General features: G+C 69.8%; 17 protein-coding genes. 10 read left to right on the top strand and 7 right to left on the bottom strand.

The features are described 5' to 3' along the window. Positions 1-52 precede the first annotated feature (52 nt). The 5 genes from FHS44_RS01775 (at position 53) to FHS44_RS01755 (ending at position 5,550) form a co-directional block, all read left to right on the top strand. Positions 53-976, top strand: a complete 924-nt coding sequence (locus tag FHS44_RS01775; protein WP_184712085.1) for a glycosyltransferase family 2 protein — start codon at positions 53-55, stop codon at positions 974-976. Between the two features lie 28 nt (positions 977-1,004). Beyond that, positions 1,005-2,120, top strand: a complete 1,116-nt coding sequence (locus tag FHS44_RS01770; RefSeq protein ID WP_246435049.1) for a GNAT family N-acetyltransferase — start codon at positions 1,005-1,007, stop codon at positions 2,118-2,120. Between the two features lie 150 nt (positions 2,121-2,270). Continuing rightward, positions 2,271-3,587, top strand: coding sequence for a nucleotide sugar dehydrogenase (locus FHS44_RS01765; protein ID WP_184712084.1), 1,317 nt, complete (start codon positions 2,271-2,273; stop codon positions 3,585-3,587). Next, entirely contained in the window at positions 3,577-4,755 is a 1,179-nt protein-coding gene (locus FHS44_RS01760; protein WP_184712083.1) for a glycosyltransferase family 4 protein, read from the top strand. Before FHS44_RS01765 ends, FHS44_RS01760 begins: the two co-directional genes overlap by 11 nt. A 27-nt stretch (positions 4,756-4,782) precedes the next feature. Continuing rightward, positions 4,783-5,550: a methyltransferase domain-containing protein gene (locus tag FHS44_RS01755; protein ID WP_184712082.1), complete on the top strand. Its 768-nt coding sequence runs from the start codon at positions 4,783-4,785 to the stop codon at positions 5,548-5,550. A gap of 34 nt (positions 5,551-5,584) precedes the next feature. Here the strand turns inward: FHS44_RS01755 and FHS44_RS01750 are convergent, their stop codons facing one another. Continuing rightward, complete coding sequence (locus tag FHS44_RS01750) at positions 5,585-6,445, bottom strand: glycosyltransferase family 2 protein (RefSeq protein WP_184712081.1); 861 nt, start codon at positions 6,443-6,445, stop codon at positions 5,585-5,587. 35 nt (positions 6,446-6,480) lie between these two features. Here FHS44_RS01750 and FHS44_RS01745 point away from each other — a divergent pair, with 35 nt between their 5' ends. The 3 genes from FHS44_RS01745 to FHS44_RS41585 all read left to right on the top strand — a co-directional run bounded on the left by FHS44_RS01745 (position 6,481) and on the right by FHS44_RS41585 (position 10,101). Further along, on the top strand, positions 6,481-7,044 hold the full coding sequence (locus FHS44_RS01745; protein WP_184712080.1) for a dTDP-4-dehydrorhamnose 3,5-epimerase family protein: 564 nt from the start codon (positions 6,481-6,483) through the stop codon (positions 7,042-7,044). A gap of 2 nt (positions 7,045-7,046) precedes the next feature. Beyond that, on the top strand, positions 7,047-7,922 hold the full coding sequence (locus tag FHS44_RS01740) for a hypothetical protein (RefSeq protein WP_184712079.1): 876 nt from the start codon (positions 7,047-7,049) through the stop codon (positions 7,920-7,922). A gap of 223 nt (positions 7,923-8,145) precedes the next feature. Next, a complete protein-coding gene (locus tag FHS44_RS41585; RefSeq protein WP_184712078.1) occupies positions 8,146-10,101 on the top strand; it encodes a DUF4082 domain-containing protein in 1,956 nt (651 codons plus the stop codon). Between the two features lie 115 nt (positions 10,102-10,216). Here the strand turns inward: FHS44_RS41585 and FHS44_RS01730 are convergent, their stop codons facing one another. After that, entirely contained in the window at positions 10,217-11,269 is a 1,053-nt protein-coding gene (locus tag FHS44_RS01730; protein WP_221460285.1) for an FAD-dependent monooxygenase, read from the bottom strand. A gap of 115 nt (positions 11,270-11,384) precedes the next feature. Here FHS44_RS01730 and FHS44_RS01725 point away from each other — a divergent pair, with 115 nt between their 5' ends. Beyond that, positions 11,385-12,275: a LysR family transcriptional regulator gene (locus FHS44_RS01725; protein WP_184712076.1), complete on the top strand. Its 891-nt coding sequence runs from the start codon at positions 11,385-11,387 to the stop codon at positions 12,273-12,275. A gap of 9 nt (positions 12,276-12,284) precedes the next feature. Here the strand turns inward: FHS44_RS01725 and FHS44_RS01720 are convergent, their stop codons facing one another. From FHS44_RS01720 to FHS44_RS01710, 3 genes are all read right to left on the bottom strand, one after another. After that, positions 12,285-13,697: an O-antigen ligase family protein gene (locus FHS44_RS01720; RefSeq protein WP_184712075.1), complete on the bottom strand. Its 1,413-nt coding sequence runs from the start codon at positions 13,695-13,697 to the stop codon at positions 12,285-12,287. 3 nt (positions 13,698-13,700) lie between these two features. After that, entirely contained in the window at positions 13,701-14,459 is a 759-nt protein-coding gene (locus FHS44_RS01715) for a hypothetical protein (protein ID WP_184712074.1), read from the bottom strand. A 118-nt stretch (positions 14,460-14,577) separates the two neighbouring features. Next, positions 14,578-15,516, bottom strand: coding sequence for a hypothetical protein (locus FHS44_RS01710; RefSeq protein ID WP_184712073.1), 939 nt, complete (start codon positions 15,514-15,516; stop codon positions 14,578-14,580). A gap of 223 nt (positions 15,517-15,739) precedes the next feature. Between FHS44_RS01710 and FHS44_RS01705 the strand changes: the two genes are divergently transcribed. Then, entirely contained in the window at positions 15,740-16,954 is a 1,215-nt protein-coding gene (locus tag FHS44_RS01705) for an acyltransferase family protein (RefSeq protein ID WP_184712072.1), read from the top strand. Between the two features lie 12 nt (positions 16,955-16,966). Here the strand turns inward: FHS44_RS01705 and FHS44_RS01700 are convergent, their stop codons facing one another. Next, a complete protein-coding gene (locus FHS44_RS01700) occupies positions 16,967-17,863 on the bottom strand; it encodes a glycosyltransferase family 2 protein (RefSeq protein ID WP_184712071.1) in 897 nt (298 codons plus the stop codon). A gap of 37 nt (positions 17,864-17,900) precedes the next feature. Continuing rightward, positions 17,901-19,427, bottom strand: a complete 1,527-nt coding sequence (locus FHS44_RS01695; protein ID WP_184712070.1) for an oligosaccharide flippase family protein — start codon at positions 19,425-19,427, stop codon at positions 17,901-17,903. Positions 19,428-19,456 lie beyond the last annotated feature (29 nt).

Here is a 19,456-nt window from a genome sequence, read left to right as displayed (position 1 = left end):
GCGTGATTTGGAACGTAGTAACGGCGTCACGCCGGTCCACGATGACCCGTGTATGACGCCTGGTCCCCCCCGGATCGCCATAGTGATCGTCACCTACAACAGCGCCCCGGTGCTCGAAGGCTGTCTGCGGTCGCTCAACGAGGGGGCTCGGGGCGTACGGCTCACGCACGTGGTCGTGGCCGACAACAACTCCAAGGACGACTGCCTCAAGATCGTCGGTGAGGTCACCGACCTGCCCGTGCAGATCGTCCAGGTCGGGCGGAACGCCGGGTACGCCGCGGCGATCAACGCGGGTGTCGAGGTGCTCGACCTCGACGCGCTCGACGCCGTCCTCGTGCTCAACCCCGACTGCCGGCTGCGTCCTGGCTCCCTGCTGCCGCTCGCCGAGTCGCTGGGACGCCCCGGGCGCGGTATCGCCGCCCCGCTCCTGGTCAACCCGGACGGCAGCCTGCAGCCCTCGCTGCGCAGGATGCCCGCCGTCGGCAGGGCCGTGGTCGAGGCGGTCATCGGGGGCAACCTCGCAGGCAGGATCGGCACGCTGGGCGAGATGGTCACCCACCCGCGCGAGTACGCCAAAGCGGGCGAGGTGGCCTGGGCGACCGGCGCCGCCATGCTCATCTCGACCGGCCTCATCAGGGAGATCGGCGCCTGGGACGAGTCGTTCCTGCTCTACAGCGAGGAGACCGAGTTCTCGCTGCGCGCCCGCGACCGCGGCTGGATCACCTGGTACGAGCCCGCCTCCGTGGTCGAGCACATCGGCGGCGACTCCGCGATCAACCCGATGCTCGCCTCCCTGCTGATCGTGAACAAGGTGAAGCTCTTCCGCAGACGCAGGAGCACCCCCGCCTTCGTCGCCTACTACCTGGCGGTCGTCCTGGGCGAGGCGCTTCGCGCGCTCATGGGACGCCGTATCTCCAAGGCCTCGGTGGTGGCGCTGCTGCGCCCCTCACGCCGCGTCCACAAGCTCGCGGACTGACCCGCCGCCTTCGAGGAGAGAGACGACGATGAGCATGTCCGCGAGCGAGGCTCCCGGCGAGACGGGCCTTGCCGAGCCCGCGCGGGTGCACGCCGTACGGACGGTCCCCCTCGACGCGCTCACCGCGCGGGAGCTGGAGACCTGGCACCGGCTGCGGGAGGCCAACCCCGCCCTGGACAGCCCCTACTTCCACCCCGGCTTCGCGCAGGCCGTACAGGCCAGTGGGCGGCAGGTGAGCGTCGCCGTCGGCAGGGACAGGGCCGGTGAGATCAGGGCGCTGCTGCCCCACCACCGCGACCGGTCGCTGATCAGGCCCGCTGGCTGGCCCGCCGCCGACTTCCAGGGGCCCGTCCTCGCCCCCGGCACCCACTTCCCGCCGCTCGGACTGCTCGCCGACGGGGTGCGCGGCTTCGCCTTCGACCACCTCGTCGAGGACTGTACGGACTTCGAGCCGTGGATCGAGTCCCGCAGGCCCTCACCGTTCCTTGACGTCTCCGGCGGCCTCGACGGCTATCTGGGGCGCGCCTCGCGCAGCGGCAAGGACAACATGGGCCAGGCCCGCCGCCGCGCCGCCAAGGCCGAGCGGACCCACGGGACCGTGCGCTTCGTCGCCGACAGCACCGACCACGAGGTCCTGGAGCGGGTGATCGAGCTCAAGCGCGCGCAGTACGCCGCGACCGGCGCCAAGGACTACTTCTCGGCGCCCGACCGCCACGAGCTGATGAGCGGGCTGCTGCGCACCCGGGGCACCTCCTTCGCGGGCGTGCTGTCCACGCTACACGCGGGCGAGAAGCTGCTGGCGGCGCACTTCGGGATCCGCTCCGGCTCGGTGCTGCACTGGTGGTTCCCGGTCTACGACCCCGAGTTCTCCAACCTCGCGCCCGGCTGGATGCTGCTGCGCGAGCTCACGATCGCCGCCCCCGCGCTGGGAATCACGCGCATCGACCTTGGACGGGGCGACGATGAGTACAAAAGACGTGCCAAAACCGGCGAAACGCTGGTATGCCAAGGCATAGTGACGCGTAGCTCGGCCCGGCAGACACTGCGGCGGGCGCGTGATTCCGTGGTCGAGACGGCGAAGTCGTCCGCGCTCGGCCCCGGGCTGCGAAAGATCGTCCGCGGGCTCCGGAACCTGAACCGTTAGCCACGCCCCCGGAACCCCGATGAAGAACCACCGCACAGAACGCAACGACCACAAGGAATCATCCGGCCGTCGGGTGAGTCGGGCGAGGCCTGGCAAGACGCCTCCTGCCTCGCGCCCGGCCGCACATGACGCGATGGAGGCAGCGCACAAATGAGAATCAGCGTGTTCGGGCTCGGCTACGTGGGCTGCGTGTCCGCGGCCTGCCTCGCGGCCAGCGGGCACGAGGTGGTCGGCGTGGACGTCAACCCCGTGAAGGTGGACCTCATCTCCCGGGGCAAGGCGCCGGTGGTCGAGGAGCGGATCGGCGAGCTGACCGCGGAGGTCGTGGCCAGTGGTGCGCTGCGGGCGACCACCGACGTGGCGGAGGCCATCGGCGCGACCGACATCTCCCTGATCTGCGTCGGCACCCCCTCCGCCCAGAACGGCAGCCTGTCGACCGTCTACCTGGAGCGGGTCGCCGAGGAGATCGGCCAGGCGCTGACCGCGAAGAACGGGCGGCACACGATCGTCTTCCGCAGCACCATGCTGCCGGGCACCTGCCTCGACCTGCTCGTCCCGATCCTGGAGAAGGCCTCCGGCTACCGGGCGGGCGCCGACTTCGGCGTCGCGGTCAACCCGGAGTTCCTGCGCGAGGGCACCAGCGTCCGCGACTTCTTCGACCCGCCGAAGACCGTCATCGGCGAGTTCGACGCCGCCAGCGGTGACGCGGTCGCGGCGCTGTACGAGGGGCTTCCCGGCGAGGTCTTCCGGGTGCCGATCGCCGTCGCCGAAATGACGAAATATGCGGACAACGCTTTTCATGGGCTGAAGATCAGCTTCGCCAATGAGATCGGGGCGATCTGCCAGGCGCTCGGCCTCGACTCCCACCGGGTCATGGACGTCTTCCTCGCCGACAGCAAGCTCAACATCAGCAAGGCCTACCTGCGCCCCGGCTTCGCCTTCGGCGGCTCGTGCCTGCCCAAGGACCTGCGCGGCCTGGTCTACGCCGCCAGGCGGGCCGACGTCTCGGTGCCGCTGCTGTCGCACGTGCTGCCCTCCAACGAGGACCACCTCAGGCGCGCCTTCGACCTGGTGACCGCCGCGGGCAGCCGCAAGGTCGGGCTGCTCGGCCTGTCCTTCAAGCCCGGTACGGACGACCTGCGGGAGAGCCCGCTGGTCGAGCTGGCCGAGCGGCTCCTGGGCAAGGGCTACGACCTGCGCATCTACGACGCCAACGTCACCCTGTCGCGGCTCATGGGCGCCAACAGGGAGTACATCGACGGCAGGCTCCCGCACCTGGGCGACCTGCTGACCAACTCCGTCGAGGAGGTGCTCGCGCACGCCGACGTCTGCGTCGTCGGCTGCAAGGACCCCGCGGTGCTGAGCGCGCTCGACAACGCGGGAGACCGCACGATCATCGACCTCGTCCGCCTTCCCGACGCGGAGACGCGCCGGGCGCACCCTGGATACGTTGGCCTTGGCTGGTAAAGCACTCATCCTCGTCGAGAACCTCTCCGTCCCGTTCGACAGGCGGGTGTGGCAGGAGAGCACCACGCTGCGTGACGCCGGGTGGGACGTGCACGTCATCTGCCCGCAGGGCACCAAACGCGACACCGAGCCCTACGCCGAGATCGACGGGGTGAAGATCCACCGCTACCCGCTGAAGGCGGCCACCGGCGGTCCCCTCGGCTACGTCCAGGAGTACGGCTCGGCGCTGTGGCACACCTTCAGGCTGGCCAGGAAGGTCGGCAGGGTGGACGTGGTGCACGCCTGCAACCCGCCGGACCTGCTCTACCTCGTCGCCAAGCGGCTCAAGCGGCAGGGCGCGCGGTTCGTGTTCGACCAGCACGACCTGGTGCCCGAGCTGTACCTCTCCCGCTTCGACCGGGGCCAGGACTTCCTCTACCGGGCCGTGTGCAGGCTCGAACGGCTCACCTACCGGGCGGCCGACGTGGTGATCGCCACCAACGAGAGCTACCGCGACGTCGCGGTCAGCAGGGGCGGCAAGCGGCCGGAGAAGGTGTTCGTGGTGCGCAGCGCGCCCGCGGTCGAGCGCTTCCGGCAGGTCCCCGTCGAGGAGGCGCTCAAGAAGGGCAAGCCGTACATGCTGTGCTATCTGGGGGTCATGGGTCCCCAGGACGGCGTGGACTACGCGCTGCGGGCGCTGGCCAAGCTCCGCGACGAGGTCGGCCGCAAGGACTGGCACGCGGTCTTCCTCGGCGGCGGCGACACCTTCGACGAGATGGTCGCGCTCTCCAGGAAGCTCGGCCTGTCCGACCAGGTCGAGTTCACCGGGCGGATCTCCGACGAGGACCTGCTGCGCTACCTGTCGGCGGCGGACGTGTGCCTGGCCCCCGACCCGCTCAACCCGCTCAACGACGTGTCCACCATGAACAAGATCATGGAGTACATGGCGATGTCCCGCCCGATCGTCTCCTTCGACCTGAAGGAGGCCAGGGTCTCGGCCGGGGACGCGGCGCTCTACGCGCCCGCCAACGACGAGTCGGAGTTCGCCAAGCTCGTCGCCCACCTGCTCGACGACCCCGCCGAGCGCGGGCGGATGGGCGAGATCGGCAGGGCGCGCGTCGCGGGCCCGCTGTCCTGGGAGCAGTCGTCCAAGGCTCTTCTGGCCGCCTACGAGGCAGCCGTCTCCTGAGCAGTCCGAACGAGAGGAGCACCCCCGATGAGCGGGCTTCTGCTGAGCGTCACCACCGGTGAGCTGGCCTCCGTCGTGGAGGTCGGCGTCGATCTCGTCGAGGGCACGACCGCCCTCCTCGGCGGGATCGCCGGTGGGTTCAAGCGCCACTACAAGTCACTGCGCAGCGGCGCCGTCCGCCTGCTGTTCGAGCGCCGGTACGGCGTGCGGACCTCCGACGTCGTGAGCCTGGAGAAGTTCGGGCTCGCGCACGAGGAGCGGGTCTACTACTCGGCCGCGAACTGGCAGACCCTGCGCCGCACGCTCCCCCGCGACGCCGTGAACGAGAACGACGTGTTCGTCGATCTCGGCTCCGGCATGGGGCGCATGGTGCTTGAGGCGGCCTGGCGCTACCCCTTCAAGAAGGTGATCGGGGTCGAGCTGTCCGCCGAGCTGAGCGAGATCGCCCGGCAGAACGTCGCGGGTACCCGGCTGCGCCTGCGCTGCAAGGACGTCGAGCTGGTCAGCTCCGACGTGCTCGACTACGAGATCCCCCGTGACGTGACTGTCGTCTTCCTCAACAACCCCTTCAGGGGCGAGACCTTCGCGACCGTGATGCGCAAACTGGTCGCCAGCGTCGACGACAACCCGCGCGAGGTCACGGTGATCTACTTCAACCCCACCGAGGACGAGTTCCTGACGAGCACCGGGCGCTTCCGCCACGTCAGGACCGTCAACCGGAGCCGCAGGGACAAGCAGGACGGGCCTTTCGGCACGATCCGGATATACACCATCACCGAGCGGGCCGGTGCCTGACGATCCGCGCCGTACGGCGGGGCGGCCCTGTCGGCTACCCCGCCTCGGAACGACTGCCGACGTCGGTGCCCCACTGCACCTGGCCGCCCCGGGAGCTACGCAACCTGGTCATGGCACGGTCCATCACCAGGACGGCGAGGTAGCAGCCCGCGTCGAGCGGGCTCACCTTCCCGCCGGTCAGCAACGCCCCCAGGGATCCCAGGCGCAGGCGGCCCTCGGGGGCGGAGCGGCCCAGGGTCGCGAGCTGACGGTTGCCGAGCCGTACCCGCACCCGCCGCCTGAGGTGCGCGGAGACGGTCCTGGCCGGGCGCACCAGCGAGGTGGCCTGCCGTACGACCACCCGTTCGTGGACGGCGAAGCTGCCGTGCGTCCAGCCGTCGTCGGACAGCACGTCCGGGATGGGGAAGACCCTGGCGTGTCCCTCCTCGGTGAGCGCGTAGACGCCGACCCCGGCCAGCGCCCTGAAGGGGGCCACCAGCTCGTTGTGGACCTTGTGCATGCGCCTCGCCACCCAGCTCACCCCCGTCATGTCCCACACCGGGACGGGGGCGCAGGCCAGGACGCCCGGCTGGTCGAGGGCGGCGACGAGCGCGCGCACGGAGCCGGAGTCCAGCTCGACGTCGGCGTCCAGGTAGATCCTGGGGAAGGTCGCGCAGAGCTCGTCGCCGAGGCGCAGCGCGTTGGCCTTGCCGGAGACCGGGGTCTCGACGACACGCACGCCGGGCCGTACGGCGACCTCCGCGGTGCGGTCGGAGCAGGCGTTGGCCACCACGATCACGTCGAACTCGCCGGGCTCGGTGTCCGCGAGCAGCCGGTCGAGGTTGCCCGCGAGGACGGTCTCCTCGTTGTGGGCCGGGACCACGATGCTCACGACAGGACTGGTGACGCTGTTCACCGGCCCGCCTTCCACCTCTCGAAGGGAATCACAGGATGAGAGTAGAACGAACCGCCATCGACGGGGTGTTGTTGTTCATTCCGACGCCACACCGTGACGACCGTGGCCTGTTCACCAGGACTTTCGACAACGTCGTGGCCGAGCGGGCGGGTCTCGACCCCGGCCGTTTCGTGCAGGACAGCCAGTCCCGTTCGCGGCGGGGGACGATCCGCGGGATGCACGGCCGTTCCGGGCGGGGCGAGGCGAAACTGGTGCGCTGCGCCCGCGGTGCCGTACAGGACGTGCTGGTGGACGCCCGCGCCGGTTCGCCGACCTTCGGCGAGCAGGTCTCGGTGCTGCTCGACGACGAGACGTTCACCACCCTGTACGTGCCGCCGGGCATGCTGCACGGCTTCCAGGCGCTGACCGAGCAGACGGACGTCTGTTACCGCATCGACAGGGAGCACGACCTCGCCGAGGACCTGTCGGTCCGCTACGACGACCCTGACCTGGGTATTCACTGGCCTCTTCCGGTCTCCTCGATCAGCGGACGGGATCTTTCCGCGGGTTCGTGGGCACAATTGCAGAAGCGGCTCATCGGTCCTACCGCGACGGAGTGAAGATGCGACGGCTCATCCCGCTCGGTGTCCTGTCGGCCGCGGCGCTGGCCCTGGTGACGGGATGCAGCCCGTCCGGCGCCGTCGCGCCGACCCCCGCGCGCTCCCCCGCCGCGGTCCGCTGCCCCGGCTACCCCACCCCCGCCTGCACCGGTGTGCCGCCGGGCACCCGGCTGGAGCCGATGGAGCTGACCGAGCCCGGCGCCTACCGCGTGACCGAGCCGGGGGACGTGCTCGACGGCGTGCACATCGCCGGTGACCTGCTGGTCGCCGCCAACGATGTGACGATCAAGAACAGTCAGATCGACGGGCTGGTCATCAACGCGATCGGCCCGAGGACCTTCAGGTACACCATCATGGACTCGACGGTCGGCCCGGCGACCGGCTGCCAGTCGCTGCCCGCCGTCGGGGAGAGCAAGTACACCGCCCTGCGGTTGCACGTGCGCAACCACGGTGACGGCTTCCGCGCCGCGGGGGACAACATCGTCATCCGCGACTCCTTCGTCCGGCTGTGCTCCAACCCCGACGACCACTCCGACGGCATCCAGACCTACGGCACGGGCCGGGGACTGGTCTTCAGCCACAACACCGTGGACCAGCGGGGCGTCAAGGACATCACGGCGCCGATCTTCCTGACCGACCCGAAGATCGTGGACGCGGAGGTCACCGACAACCTCGTGATGGGCGGCACCTACAGCATCCAGCTGAGGAACGGGCGGGGCAGGCTCGTGATGCGGGGCAACAAACTCGTTGACGGATCATGGGTTTACGGGCCTGTCGATTCCGACTGCAAAAAGATCGACTGGGCGGACAACACGCTGGTCACGATCGATGCCGACTATCGCGTCACCTCGACCGTCGGCCCGCTGAAGTGCACCTGACGATCATTTTTCGATCTTCGTTTCCGGCCTTTCCGGCGCCCGCGATGTATACACGAAAAACTTGATCTTCACATAGTTCATCTGACCGGTATGTCATAACACTTACGGATAATCGGCAGAAAATGATGCGTAACTGTGGCCTCTGTCGTAACAATGTCCTCTGCACGAGGACCAACCAGACATGTCGTCGAGCCGACCCCAGGTCGGTGCGGAGGTCAGAGAGATGGCAAGTACACACCCCCCACGCCGGGGTGGGGAACCCCAGGACGGCTCATCCCATCGCAGACGGACGCGGCCCGGTCTGGTAGCGGCCCTGGTCGTCGCCCTGGTGGGGGTGACCGTCCCGGTCGCCTGGGTCGTCACCCGCGGCGATGAGGTCACCATCACCCCGGCGGCCGCCGCCAAGCCCGCCGCCGCCGAGGAGGAGCCGGAACAGCCGCAGGAGACCAGCCTCTGGTCGTCCGAGGAGCGGGTGAAGGCGCCCACGCACGCCGACCGCGCCCCCGTCGAACTCGGCACGCGCTTCACCGCCGCCAAGGACGGCGCGGCCACCGGGGTCCGCTTCTACAAGGCCCCCGGCGAGAAGGGCCAGCACACCGGCAGCCTCTGGGACGCCCGGGGCCGCCGCCTCGCCAAGGTCACCTTCCCCGACGAGACCGCCTCGGGCTGGCAGGAGGCCCGCTTCTCCTCGCCCGTGCAGCTTGAGGCCGGTCAGGTCTACACCGTCTCGTACCACAGCGCCCACGGCACCTACGTCGGCTCCCAGGGAGCGGGATCGGCAACTTCCGGCCCGCTCAGCACGACGTCGCGCAACGCCGGGGTGTTCGGGTACGGCGGCAGCGCCTTCCCCAGGAAGTCCAACCCCAAGGGCTACAACTACTGGGTCGACGTGATCTTCCGCTGGCACGAGCACCGCAGGCCGACCACCCCGAGGCCCACCTACACCCGCTGGCCGACCGCCACCCCCACCCCCACGTGGACCAGGTGGCCGACCGAGGAGCCCACGAGCGGCCCCACGAACTGGCCGACCCGCAGGCCCACCCACAGGCCGACCCACTGGCCGACGAGCGTGCCCACGAACGTCCCGACAGATCTGCCGACGGACCTGCCGACGGATCTGCCCACGTACGAGCCGTCGCCCACCGTGACCGTCACCAGGACGCCCACCACGCGCCCGACGCCCACGCACAGGCCGACCAACTGGCCCACGTGGAAGCCGACCCCGAGGCCCACCCCCACCCACTGGCCCACCTCGGAGCCGACCCCCACTGTCGAGCCCACCCGCAGCCAGACCCCCCTGCCCACGCCGACCAAGTCTCCGACCGGTACGGCTGAGCCGACCCCCACCAAGACTCCGACCAAGTCCCCGGAGCCGACCCCCGAGCCGACCAAGCCCCAGGAGCCGGGCGGCCGTTCCTGCGACGGCTTCCCGACCCCCGACTGCACCGGTGTCCCGCCCGGCACGAAGCTGACGACCAAGGCGCTGAACGAGGGCCGCAGCTACCGGGTCACCACGGCCGGAACCGAGCTCAACGGCGTGCACATCGCCGGTGACCTGCTGATCACCGCCAACAACGTGGTGGTCAGGAACAGCCAGATCGACGGGATGGTCATCAACGAGTTCGGCCCGAACACCTACAGCTTCAAGATCTACGACTCGACCGTCGGCCCGGCGAGCGGCTGCAACACGCTGCCCGGCGTCGGGGAGAGCAAGTTCACCGCCGAACGGGTGCTCGTCAGGAACCACGGCGACGGCTTCCGGGCCTCGGGCGACAACATCGTCATCCGTGACTCCTTCGTCCGGCTGTGCTCCAACCCCGGGGACCACTCCGACGGCATCCAGACCTACAAGACCGGCAAGGGCCTGGTCCTCGACCACAACACCATCGACCAGCGGGGCGTCAAGGACATCACGGCGCCGATCTTCCTGACCGACCCGCAGATCGTGGACGCCGTGGTCACCAACAACCTCGTCATGGGCGGCACCTACAGCATCCAGCTCAAGAACGCCCGTGGCACGCTGATCGTCCAGGGCAACCAGATCGTCGACAAGAGCTGGGCGTACGGCCCGGTCGAGGCCGACTGCGACAAGATCTCCTGGAAGAACAACTCGATCGTGACGATCGACAAGGACTACAACGTCACCTCCGTCGTCAAGGCGCTGCCCTGCGCGAAGTGACACGTTCGTATTCGTAGGAGAGGGCGGGGCGGGCGCGCGAGCGTCCGCCCCGTCGCCGTACCAGAACCACCGACGCGTCGAAGGAACCGCTCGCCGTACCAGAACCGTCGCCGTGTCAGCCGCCGAGCATCTTGACGGCCTCGCGGCCGTGGCGCTGGTTGTCGGCGACGTAGGGGCGCAGCTCCCGCTCGTGGGCGGCGAAGGCCGCCGTGAGGCCCGCGAGGTCCCCGTCGTGCTCCGCGAGGCGCCGGGCGAGGTCGTGGGCCCCGATGAGGGCCTGGGAGGTCCCCATGCCCGACGAGGGGGCCGCGCAGTAGCCCGCGTCGCCGACCAGCACGACCCGGCCCGTCGACCAGCGGTCCATCTCCACCTGGCAGGCCGAGGAGAACAGCAGGTCCTCGGCCTCCCCCATCTCCTTCAGCAGCCGGGGGACCTCCCAGCCGAAGTCCGCGAAGGCGGTCCTGACCAGCTCCTCCTGCGTGGCGCGGTCGAGCAGGTCGAGCTGGGGGGAGTCGGTCGCGAACGACAGGCTGACGGTCATCCTGTCGGGCTCGGCGGCGCTGAACAGGTAGATCGCCCGGCCCGGCGCGCTGTGCAGCACTCCCCTGCGGTCCAGGCCCAGGTGGTTGGCCGTGGTGAAGCCGACCCCGGACATGCCCAGGTGCCGGACGTGGTCGGTGTGCGGGCCGAAGGCCAGTCGCCGTACCGTCGAGTAGACCCCGTCGGCACCGACGACCAGGTCGTATTCGGCGGGCTCGTGGTTCTCGAACTCCACGCGCACCCCCGTCCCGTCCTGGGTGAGGGCGCTGATGGAGTCGCCGAAGACGTAGCGCACGTCGCCCTCGGTGACGCGGTGCAGGATGCGGGTCAGGTCCCGCTTGGGCACCTCAAGCTCGCCCGCGAAGGCCTCGGCGGGCAGTTCCCCGGTGACGCGGCCCTCGGCGTCCACCAGGTCGGTGCCGCGCATCCGGGTGTCGTGGCCGCGGACCTCCTCAAGGATGCCCATCCCCTCCAGCACCTCGAAGGCCCGGCCACGGAAGTCGACCGCGTAACCGCTGTCGCGCGGCGCCGGAGCCCGTTCGACCACGGTCACCCGGTGCCCCTGACGGTGCAGCCAGTAGGCCAGCGCGGGGCCGGCCACACTGGCCCCGGAGATCAGGATGTTCACGTTCAAACTCCTCACGAAACTGCGTGTGGCCCAAGCCTCGTCGAACCCCTCCCGCCGAACAACGACGGTCTCGACAACGCACCGTTAACCAATAGATTGACAATCTGGGGGGAAGATGGAGCTTCGAGACATCGAGATCTTCTTGACGCTGGCCGAGGAACTGCACTTCGGCCGTACCGCGGACCGGCTGCGGGTCACCACGGCCAGGGTCAGTCAGGCGATCAGGAAGCAGGAGCGGCGCATCGGCGCGCCCCTGTTCGACCGCACCACCCGCACGGTACGGCTCACGCCGCTCGGCGAGCGGCTCAGGCGCGATCTGGAGGTCGGCTACCGGCAGATCATGGCGGGGATCGACGCCGCGACGCAGGTGGCCCGGGGCCCGTCGGGCACGCTGACCCTGGGCACGATCGGCCCGATCGCCATGGAGTTCGGCGACGTGATCGAGCTGTTCGAGGCGCGTCACCCGGGGGCGCGGCTGCGGCACCGGGAGATCCAGCCGCCCGCCCCGTTCGACCTGCTCCGCTCGGGGGAGGTCGACGTGGCGCTGCTGTGGCTTCCCGTCCGTGAGCCGGACCTGGCCGTCAGCCCGGTCGTGCACACCTCGCCGGTGATGCTCATGGTGTCCGCCGACCACCCCTACGCCCGGCGCGGATCGATCAGCCTTGAGGATCTCGGGGAGTGCACCGTGGTCTCCGTCCGCTCGACCCCGGCCTACATGGAGGAGACCCTCGCGCCCTTCCACACGCCCTCTGGCCGTCCCGTCAACCGGGGGCCGCTGGTCTCCACCTGGCAGGAGGTGCTCAGCGTCGTCTCCTCCGGCCAGGCCGCGGCGGGGGTCGCCGGGGACGCCGCCCGCTTCTACCCGTGGCCGTCCCTGGCCTTCGTGCCGATCAGCGACGCCCCGCCCTGCCGGTGGGGACTGGTCTGGCGTGGCGCCAAGGAGAGCGCGCTGATCCGCGCCTTCGTCCAGACCGTGGTCGCGAGCCGTACCCCGGAAAACCCGTGACCGGGAAGGTCAGCGGCCGAACAGGCGTCGCACGCCCAGGCGGGCGGCCTCGCGCCAGGTGAGGCGGTGGGTGCGGGGTCGCGGTACGGCGGTGCTCGCCGTGGTCCGTAGCAGCGCGCCCGTCGCGCCGATCAGCACGAAGGACAGCCCCGTCACGGTCGCGAAGGACATCAGGTCGAAGGTCGCGGCCCCGATCAGCGGGACCACCAGGCAGGCGGCCAGCGTCAGCGCCAGGTCGCGGGTCATGGGGTCGGTGCTGAGATGGCGGGCCCGCAGGGCCGAGTAGATGCCGCACACGAACATCGCCACGACAGCCCCGATGCCGAGCAGCCCCGTCTCGACCGCCGAAAGTAAGTACTGGTTGTCGAAGACCTGGTGCTTGGGGGCGTACCACGTGCCCATCCCCCGGCCGAGCCACAGGTGCTTGGCCAGCTCGTAGGCGGCGACGTCGTAGTCGTGCGTGCGGTACTGGATGCTGTCGTCGCTGCCGGCGTTGGCGAACAGGTTGTAGAAGGTGTTGATCAGGCCGGGGACCGCGATCCGCATGCCGATCAGGAACACCACCGCGACCAGCACGGCCTGGACGCGCCGCCGGGCGGGCCAGCCGAGGAACAGCACGAAGGCGACGCCCGCCAGGCTCAGCACCGCCGAGCGCGAGACCGAGAACATCAGGCCGAGCGCGATCATGCCGACGCACGCCCACCAGCGCAGGGCGGGCTGGGCGAGTTCGCGGGCCTTGAAACCGTAGTGGGCGGCCAGCGGCAGGATCATCGCGCAGATGACGCCGAACTCGATGGGGTGGCCCGTGGTCGCGGCGACCCTGCGGAACTCGGACCTGGCGATGATCGAGGCGTCCTCGGAGGTGTAGCGCAGGCCGGGAAGCGCGAGATAGCGGGTGAGGTCGAACTCGATCAGGAACTGCAGGGCACCGATCACCGCGACGGCGGCGCCGGTCACCACGACGGTCTTCAGCACGAAGTCCAGACGCTCCTGCCCACGGACCCCGTCGCACATCATCAGCGCGATCCCGGCGTTGGCCACCAGCAGGATCAGCGCGTGGTCGGCGAGGTTGAGCTCGTCGGAGGGCAGGTAGCCGTACGTCGAGTAGCCGAAGGTGGCGATCATCGCGGTCAGGAAGACGAACAGCGCCGTGCGCACGGGAGTGCGCCCCTTGGCCATCCCCAGCGTGGTCGTGAAGTGCGCGAACATCCAGCAGAAGACCGCGAGCAGGGCCATGAAGTTGGCCGGGGTCAGCGAGAGCGGGATGCCGCGGAACACCAGGCGGGCCGGGACGATCGTCAGGCTGATGACGAAGAAGGCGACCAGGGTGGCGCCGTCGGCGCGCCTGGGCAGCGGCTGGGCGAGGTCGCGGGAGGAGACGCGGGGAGCGGGCGCGGCGACCTTCACCGAGGAGGTGGCCATGGATCAGGTCCTCGTGACCGGGGTGCCCGCGGGCAGCCGGCCGTTGAGCTGTCCCAGCTCCGCGGGGGGCGTGCTCACCGGCCCCGGGGTGCCCTTGGCCGCCTCCTCGCGGCGTCGTCTGCGGGTGGTGACGAAGCTCTCGACCGTGAACGCCATGAACAGGCTCGCGATCACCCCGACGCCCGCCGCCGCGGCCACGGCCCGCAGCTTGCGTCCGCGCTGGGCCAGCGGCTCGGTCGGCGGTACGGCCTCGTAGGCGCTGATGTAGGTCGCCTTCGGCGCCTTCACGGCCTCCTGGCGGTTGACCAGTTCGAGCTTCGTCCTGGCGATGACCCGGACCACGATGTCCTTGGCGGCCTCCGGCGTCGAGCTCTCGCCCTCGATGAACACGTACGGGCCGGTGGCCAGCGACTCGATGTTGCTGCTGCCGTTGTTGACCTTGAAGGCCGTGTCGCCGCCCTCGACCGCGCCCATCTCGACCGCCATGTCCGGGGTGCCCATCGCCGCGATGAGGATGGAGGCCGAGATGCTCAGTCCCCGGTCGAAGTTCAGCATCGGGTTGGTCAGGCCGTTGGGCATGCGGGGGTTGGTCGGCAGGCTGCCACCGGTGGTCGGGGTGGTCAGGATGAGAACGGCGGAGGAGGTGTAGGTCGTGGGGACCGTCGAGTAGATCGCCGCCGCCGCGACCAGCGAGAGAACGAAGGTCGGCAGGACCACGTACCAGCGCCGGAACAGGACAAGGACCGTTCCCCAGAAGTCCACGCGCGCCTCCCCGGCCTTCGTGACCGTGATCCGTCGATGTCATCGCCCGCGTCGGCGGGCCGTTACCGTCCTGGCCTGCCGTACGGCGGGGCACACCGGCTCCCGGCTGCCAGGGGTGTCATTTCCGCTCGTCCCGCCAGCCGACCCGGGTGAACACCACAGTGTCCGAGGGGTCCTGCGGTTCGTCATCGTCGACCACGACGACCAGTCCGGCGGAGTCGTCTTGGAACGGTCCTTCACCGGAGTCGGAAACAGTGGACGCGTGCCGCGTGACCAGGGGCTGGTCGGCGACCGGGGTCGTGGAACCGCTCTCCCTGCCCGCTCCCGCGGCCTCCCACGCCTGCTCCTCCTGCGCCTCCCGCTCGTCGCGCGCCGCCTCGGCGGGACCGCCCTGCGGGGGCCGCCTGCGCCCGCCCCTGAGCTGTGTCACGCCGTACACGATGCTCAGGCCGCCGAAGAGCACGAGGAACATCGTCGCGCCCGCGGCGGTGAGCTTGCCGGAGATCTTCGCCGTCGGGACGGAGGAGGGCACGACGTCGACGACCGTGATGAACGTCGAGCGTGGGGCCTTGAGAGCCTGCTGGCGGTTGGCCAGTTCCCTGCGGATGCGCTGCTTGGCGCGCAGCACGACGTCCTGCGCGGCGGGGGCCGACCTGCTCTGCACCTCGACGTAGACGAACGGGCCGTTGGTGCTGATGCCCAGGAGGTCGGGGTTGGTCCGCCCGTCGTTGATCACGATCTGGGTGGGGCCGTCGGGGACGACGCCGAGCTCGGCCGCGACCTCGGGGGTGTTCATGGACAGGATCAGGATGCCCGCGGTGACACGCAGGCCGTCACTGAACTGAAGGAGTGGGTTGGTCAGGCCCAGCGGCTTGGTCGGATCGGCTGAGAGCGTTCCACCGGTGGCCGGGGTCGTCAGGACCATCGACGCCGTGGAGACGTAGTACGTCGGCAGCAGGAGGAAGACCAGGGTTGCGGAGATGACGGACAGGACCGCCAGGGGCGGACCGATGGCCTTACGTCTGGCGAGACCGAAAATGGTCTTCCAGAAGTCCATATCCTCCGCCCCTCATTCACACCGGGGCACAGCGAACCCCCGAGACAACACAGTTACCCATCGCCGAGTGCGCACTTCCTGTTACATGATCGGGAAGGAGGCCGAGCCTTCGGCGTCCTCTGGGGATGTTACGTCTGGCGACCATACAGCGATAGACCCGTTGATAGGCCAAGATATGGTAGATACCAGGAGCCCGTGAGGGCCCAAGACGGGAGTTGATCGGATGGGGTCGTCCCACCAGGACCCCCAGCGAAGCCGGCCGGAGACTCCCACGGGACGCGGCAGGCTCGCGGGTCTGGACGGTATCCGGGGCGTGGCGGCCCTGTTCGTCATGCTTCACCACTGCTGGCTGATGGCCTTTCCCGGGTTTCCGGCCAGTACCGGACCGGCCTGGCTGGGATTTCTGCTTTACGGACACTTTGCCGTAGTGGTGTTCATTGTACTGTCCGGTTTCTCCCTCGCGGTCTCCCCCGCCAGGTCGGGATGGCAATTGGGCGGTCTGCGGAGATTCGCCCGTCGGCGCGCCTGGCGCATCCTGCCGCCCTACTGGGCGGCCCTGGTCTTCAGCCTGGTCATCGCCTGGACCCTGGCGGCACAGCCGGGAGAGGGCGTGCCGACCGCCAAGTCCGTGCTCGTCTACGGTCTCCTGGTCCAGGACCTCTTCGGCGCGCCGAGCCCCAACGGGGCCTTCTGGTCCATCGCCGTCGAGGCCCAGCTCTACCTGGTCTTCCCGCTGATGCTGATCATGCTGCGCAGGGCGGGCGCGGTCGTGATGCTCGCCGCCGTCACCGCCGTCGTCGCGGTGATCGGCCTGCTGGCGCCGAGCGTGCACGTGGTGAGCATGCTGCTGCGCCTGACCCCCCAGTTCGCGGTGCTGTTCGCGATCGGGGTCGTGGCCGCCGGTGTGCTGTCCGCGGGTGATCGGGTACGGCGGCTGCCCTGGCAGTGGTTCGCCCTGGCGGCCGTGCTTCCGGTGCTCGCGGTGATCCTCGTGCGTGGCTCCGAGTGGACGGTCGGCAACTTCTTCTGGATGGACATCGCGCTCGGCCCGGCCGTCGGCCTGACGCTGGCCGCCATCGCGACCGGCAGGGCGAAGGTCCTGATCAGGCTGCTCGACCTGCGGCCGATCCGCAGCCTCGGTTCCTTCTCCTACACGCTCTACCTGATCCACGCGCCCATCGTCGTGACGGTCTTCCTGCTGGTGGTCGCCCCGCGGGTGTCCACGGGGCTGCCCGCCTTCCTGCTGGGCACGGCGCTGTCGGTGCCGCTGGCGCTGGTCGTGGCCTGGCTGTTCGCGGCGGTCTTCGAGCTGCCGTTCCAGCGCCACCGGAGCTGGCCCAAGCTGCGCGGGGCGATCCGGGCCAGGCTCTCCCGCTCCCCGGTGGAGCGCTCCAGCGCCCCGGTGCCCGCCGAGGCGCCCGCGGAGAGCTCTCACTGAGAGAACCCCAGGTCAGCCCGTACGGCCCCGCAGCGCCCCCGTGGCGAGCCGTACGAGCTTGCGGCTGCGCCGGGACACCACGCTCCGCTGACGGCGCGCGTACATCTGGTGTACGGCCCCGCGCGCCCGGCGCCGCTGCTCGGGGGTGAGGTCGATCTCGTCGAGCCAGCGCAGGATCTCCCTGCACTGCAGCGTCGTGGAGAAGTGCGCCTGCCAGCCGGGCACGCCGAGGCGGCGGCTGATCGTGCCCAGGCTCTCGTGCTTCCAGTTGCGGTGCGCGAGCACCTCGTTGACGTGCCCCCACGGCCCGGCCAGCGCGAGCTTGCAGGCGAAGACCTCGTCCTCGCGCAGCATGTTGCGCCGGGGGATGCCGACCACGGCCTCGCGGCGCATGAGGCCGTACAGGGGGTCGATCAGCAGGTGGCTCTCGGTGAGCAGGCGCAGCATCTCGCCGAGCCGCTCGACCGGGTCGTCGGAGCCGAGGCCGGGGCGCTCGTAGCGCTCGGTCTGGACCGTCCCGTCCGGATCGGTGTATGAGACCTGCGTCGTGACGAGGATGAGCCGCTCGTCCTCGGCGAACGCCTGAACCGCGCGGGACAGGCAGGACGGCTCAAGCGCGTCGTCGTCGCCGATCCAGCGCAGGAACGTGCCGCGCGCCGCCCTGCCCGCGTGGATGAAGTTGTTGAGCAGGCCGACGTTCTCCGGCTGGCGGTGGTAGACGATCCGCTTGTCCGCGCTCGCCAGCTCCCTGCACAGCTCCTCGGTGCCGTCGGTCGAGGCGTTGTCGCAGATCAGCAGTTCGAGGTTCTCGTGGTCCTGCGCCAGCACCGACCTGACCACGGCCTCCAGCCTGGAGGCGCCGTTGCGCACGGGAAGTCCGATGGACACCAGCGTGTCGGAGGAATGCATCCGTTTCCTTCTCGGGTCGGCGCGGACGTCATCGACGTCAGCGTGAGCGCGCGGGGATCAGAGCGGTCACCCGGCCACCGAGCTGCCGCAGTACGGCCTGCGGCACGACGACCAGGACGTAGACGAGCAGCCCGGCCCCACCCGCGACGGCCAGGTGCACGAACGGGATGCCGTCCACGAAGTAGGTGAGCGCCAGCGTGACGGCGGCGCAGAGCACCCCGCCGATGATCGGGCGCACCAGGGCGGACAGGATCGGCGCCAGGACGACACCCGCGCGGTGCATCGTCAGCACCGCGAGCGGCAGAGCCACCACGAGCGCGACCGCCGCGTGCCCGATCGCCGCGCCGCGGATGCCGCCGATGTTGGCGCCCACGATCAGGCTGGGGATCAGCGCGACCGCCCAGCCGAGGTTGAGCCACATGGTGGCCTTCGTCGAGCCCATGGCGGCCAGGATGTCCACGACCAGCGCCGTCAGCATCCGCACGACCATGAGGATCGACAGGAAGCTCAACACGGCGGCGGCCGGTTCCCAGCGCGCGCCGTACAGGAAGGCGATCACCGCGGGCGCGAGCGTGCCCAGCAGGACGCCGACCGGCAGCACGATGGACAGCAGCAGCGGCACGGCCCGCTGCACGCCCTCGGAGACCGAGTCGCCGTCCTGCTCGGCGAGCCTGGAGAAGCTGGGCAGCGCGACGTAGCGCACCGCGGTACCCACGAGCCCGGGGACCCAGCTTGAGATGTTGAAGGCCAGCAGGTAGTAGCCAAGCTCCTTGGCGCCGAGGGCGTCACCGACGATGACGGAGTCGATGTTGAGCAGCACGCCCTCGATGCCGAGGGTGACGCACAGCGGCAGGCCGAAGACCAGCAGCTTCTTGGCCATGGCGCGATCGAGGCCGAAGCCGATCTTGACCCTGGCGTACAGGACGACCAGCACCCCGGTGACGACGGCGCCGAGGAGCTGGCCCCACGCGAAGCTGTAGGCCCCGGCGCCGTTGGCGGCCAGGGTGATGGCGACCGGCGCGGTCACCAGGAAACCGACCAGGTTGGCCTTGGTGAGCTTGTCCTGCTCGAACCTGCGCAGCAGCGCCGCGCTGCGCACCGCGGTCAGGCCGTAGACCAGGTTGACCGCGGTGAGGACCCGGATCACCCCGGTCGCGCTCTCGCTGCCCGACAACTCGGCGAAGTAGGGGGCGAAGATCCAGAAGATCACGTACAGGGCGGTGCTTGAGGTGATCGCAACGACCGTCGCCGTCGGCGCCATCTCCTCAAGCTTGCCCCGCCACTGCACCGTCGCCGCGATGATTCCGGCGTCGTTGATGTAGATGACGAACTGGCTCGCGGCCAGGGCGATGGCGTAGACGCCGAAGTCCTCGGGCACGAGCAGACGGGCGAGGACGAGGCTCATGGCGAACGAGCCCGCCTTCATCACCAGGTTGCCCAGCACGCTCCAGCGCAGGCCGCGACCGGCCTGGCGGCCGATCTCCCCCACCTGGGAGGCGGTCCTGTCCGCCGCGTCGTGGTCCTCGTCGACCACCGCGGGCCGCGCGCCCTGTGTGTCTTCCATTTCTTACCTTTCACCGTCCGCCCGCCGAA

Source organism: Streptosporangium saharense, from assembly GCF_014203715.1.
Lineage (GTDB): Bacteria > Actinomycetota > Actinomycetes > Streptosporangiales > Streptosporangiaceae > Streptosporangium > Streptosporangium saharense.
Note: the sequence above shows the minus strand (reverse complement) of the source record. Positions and strands in the feature narration are given on the sequence as shown.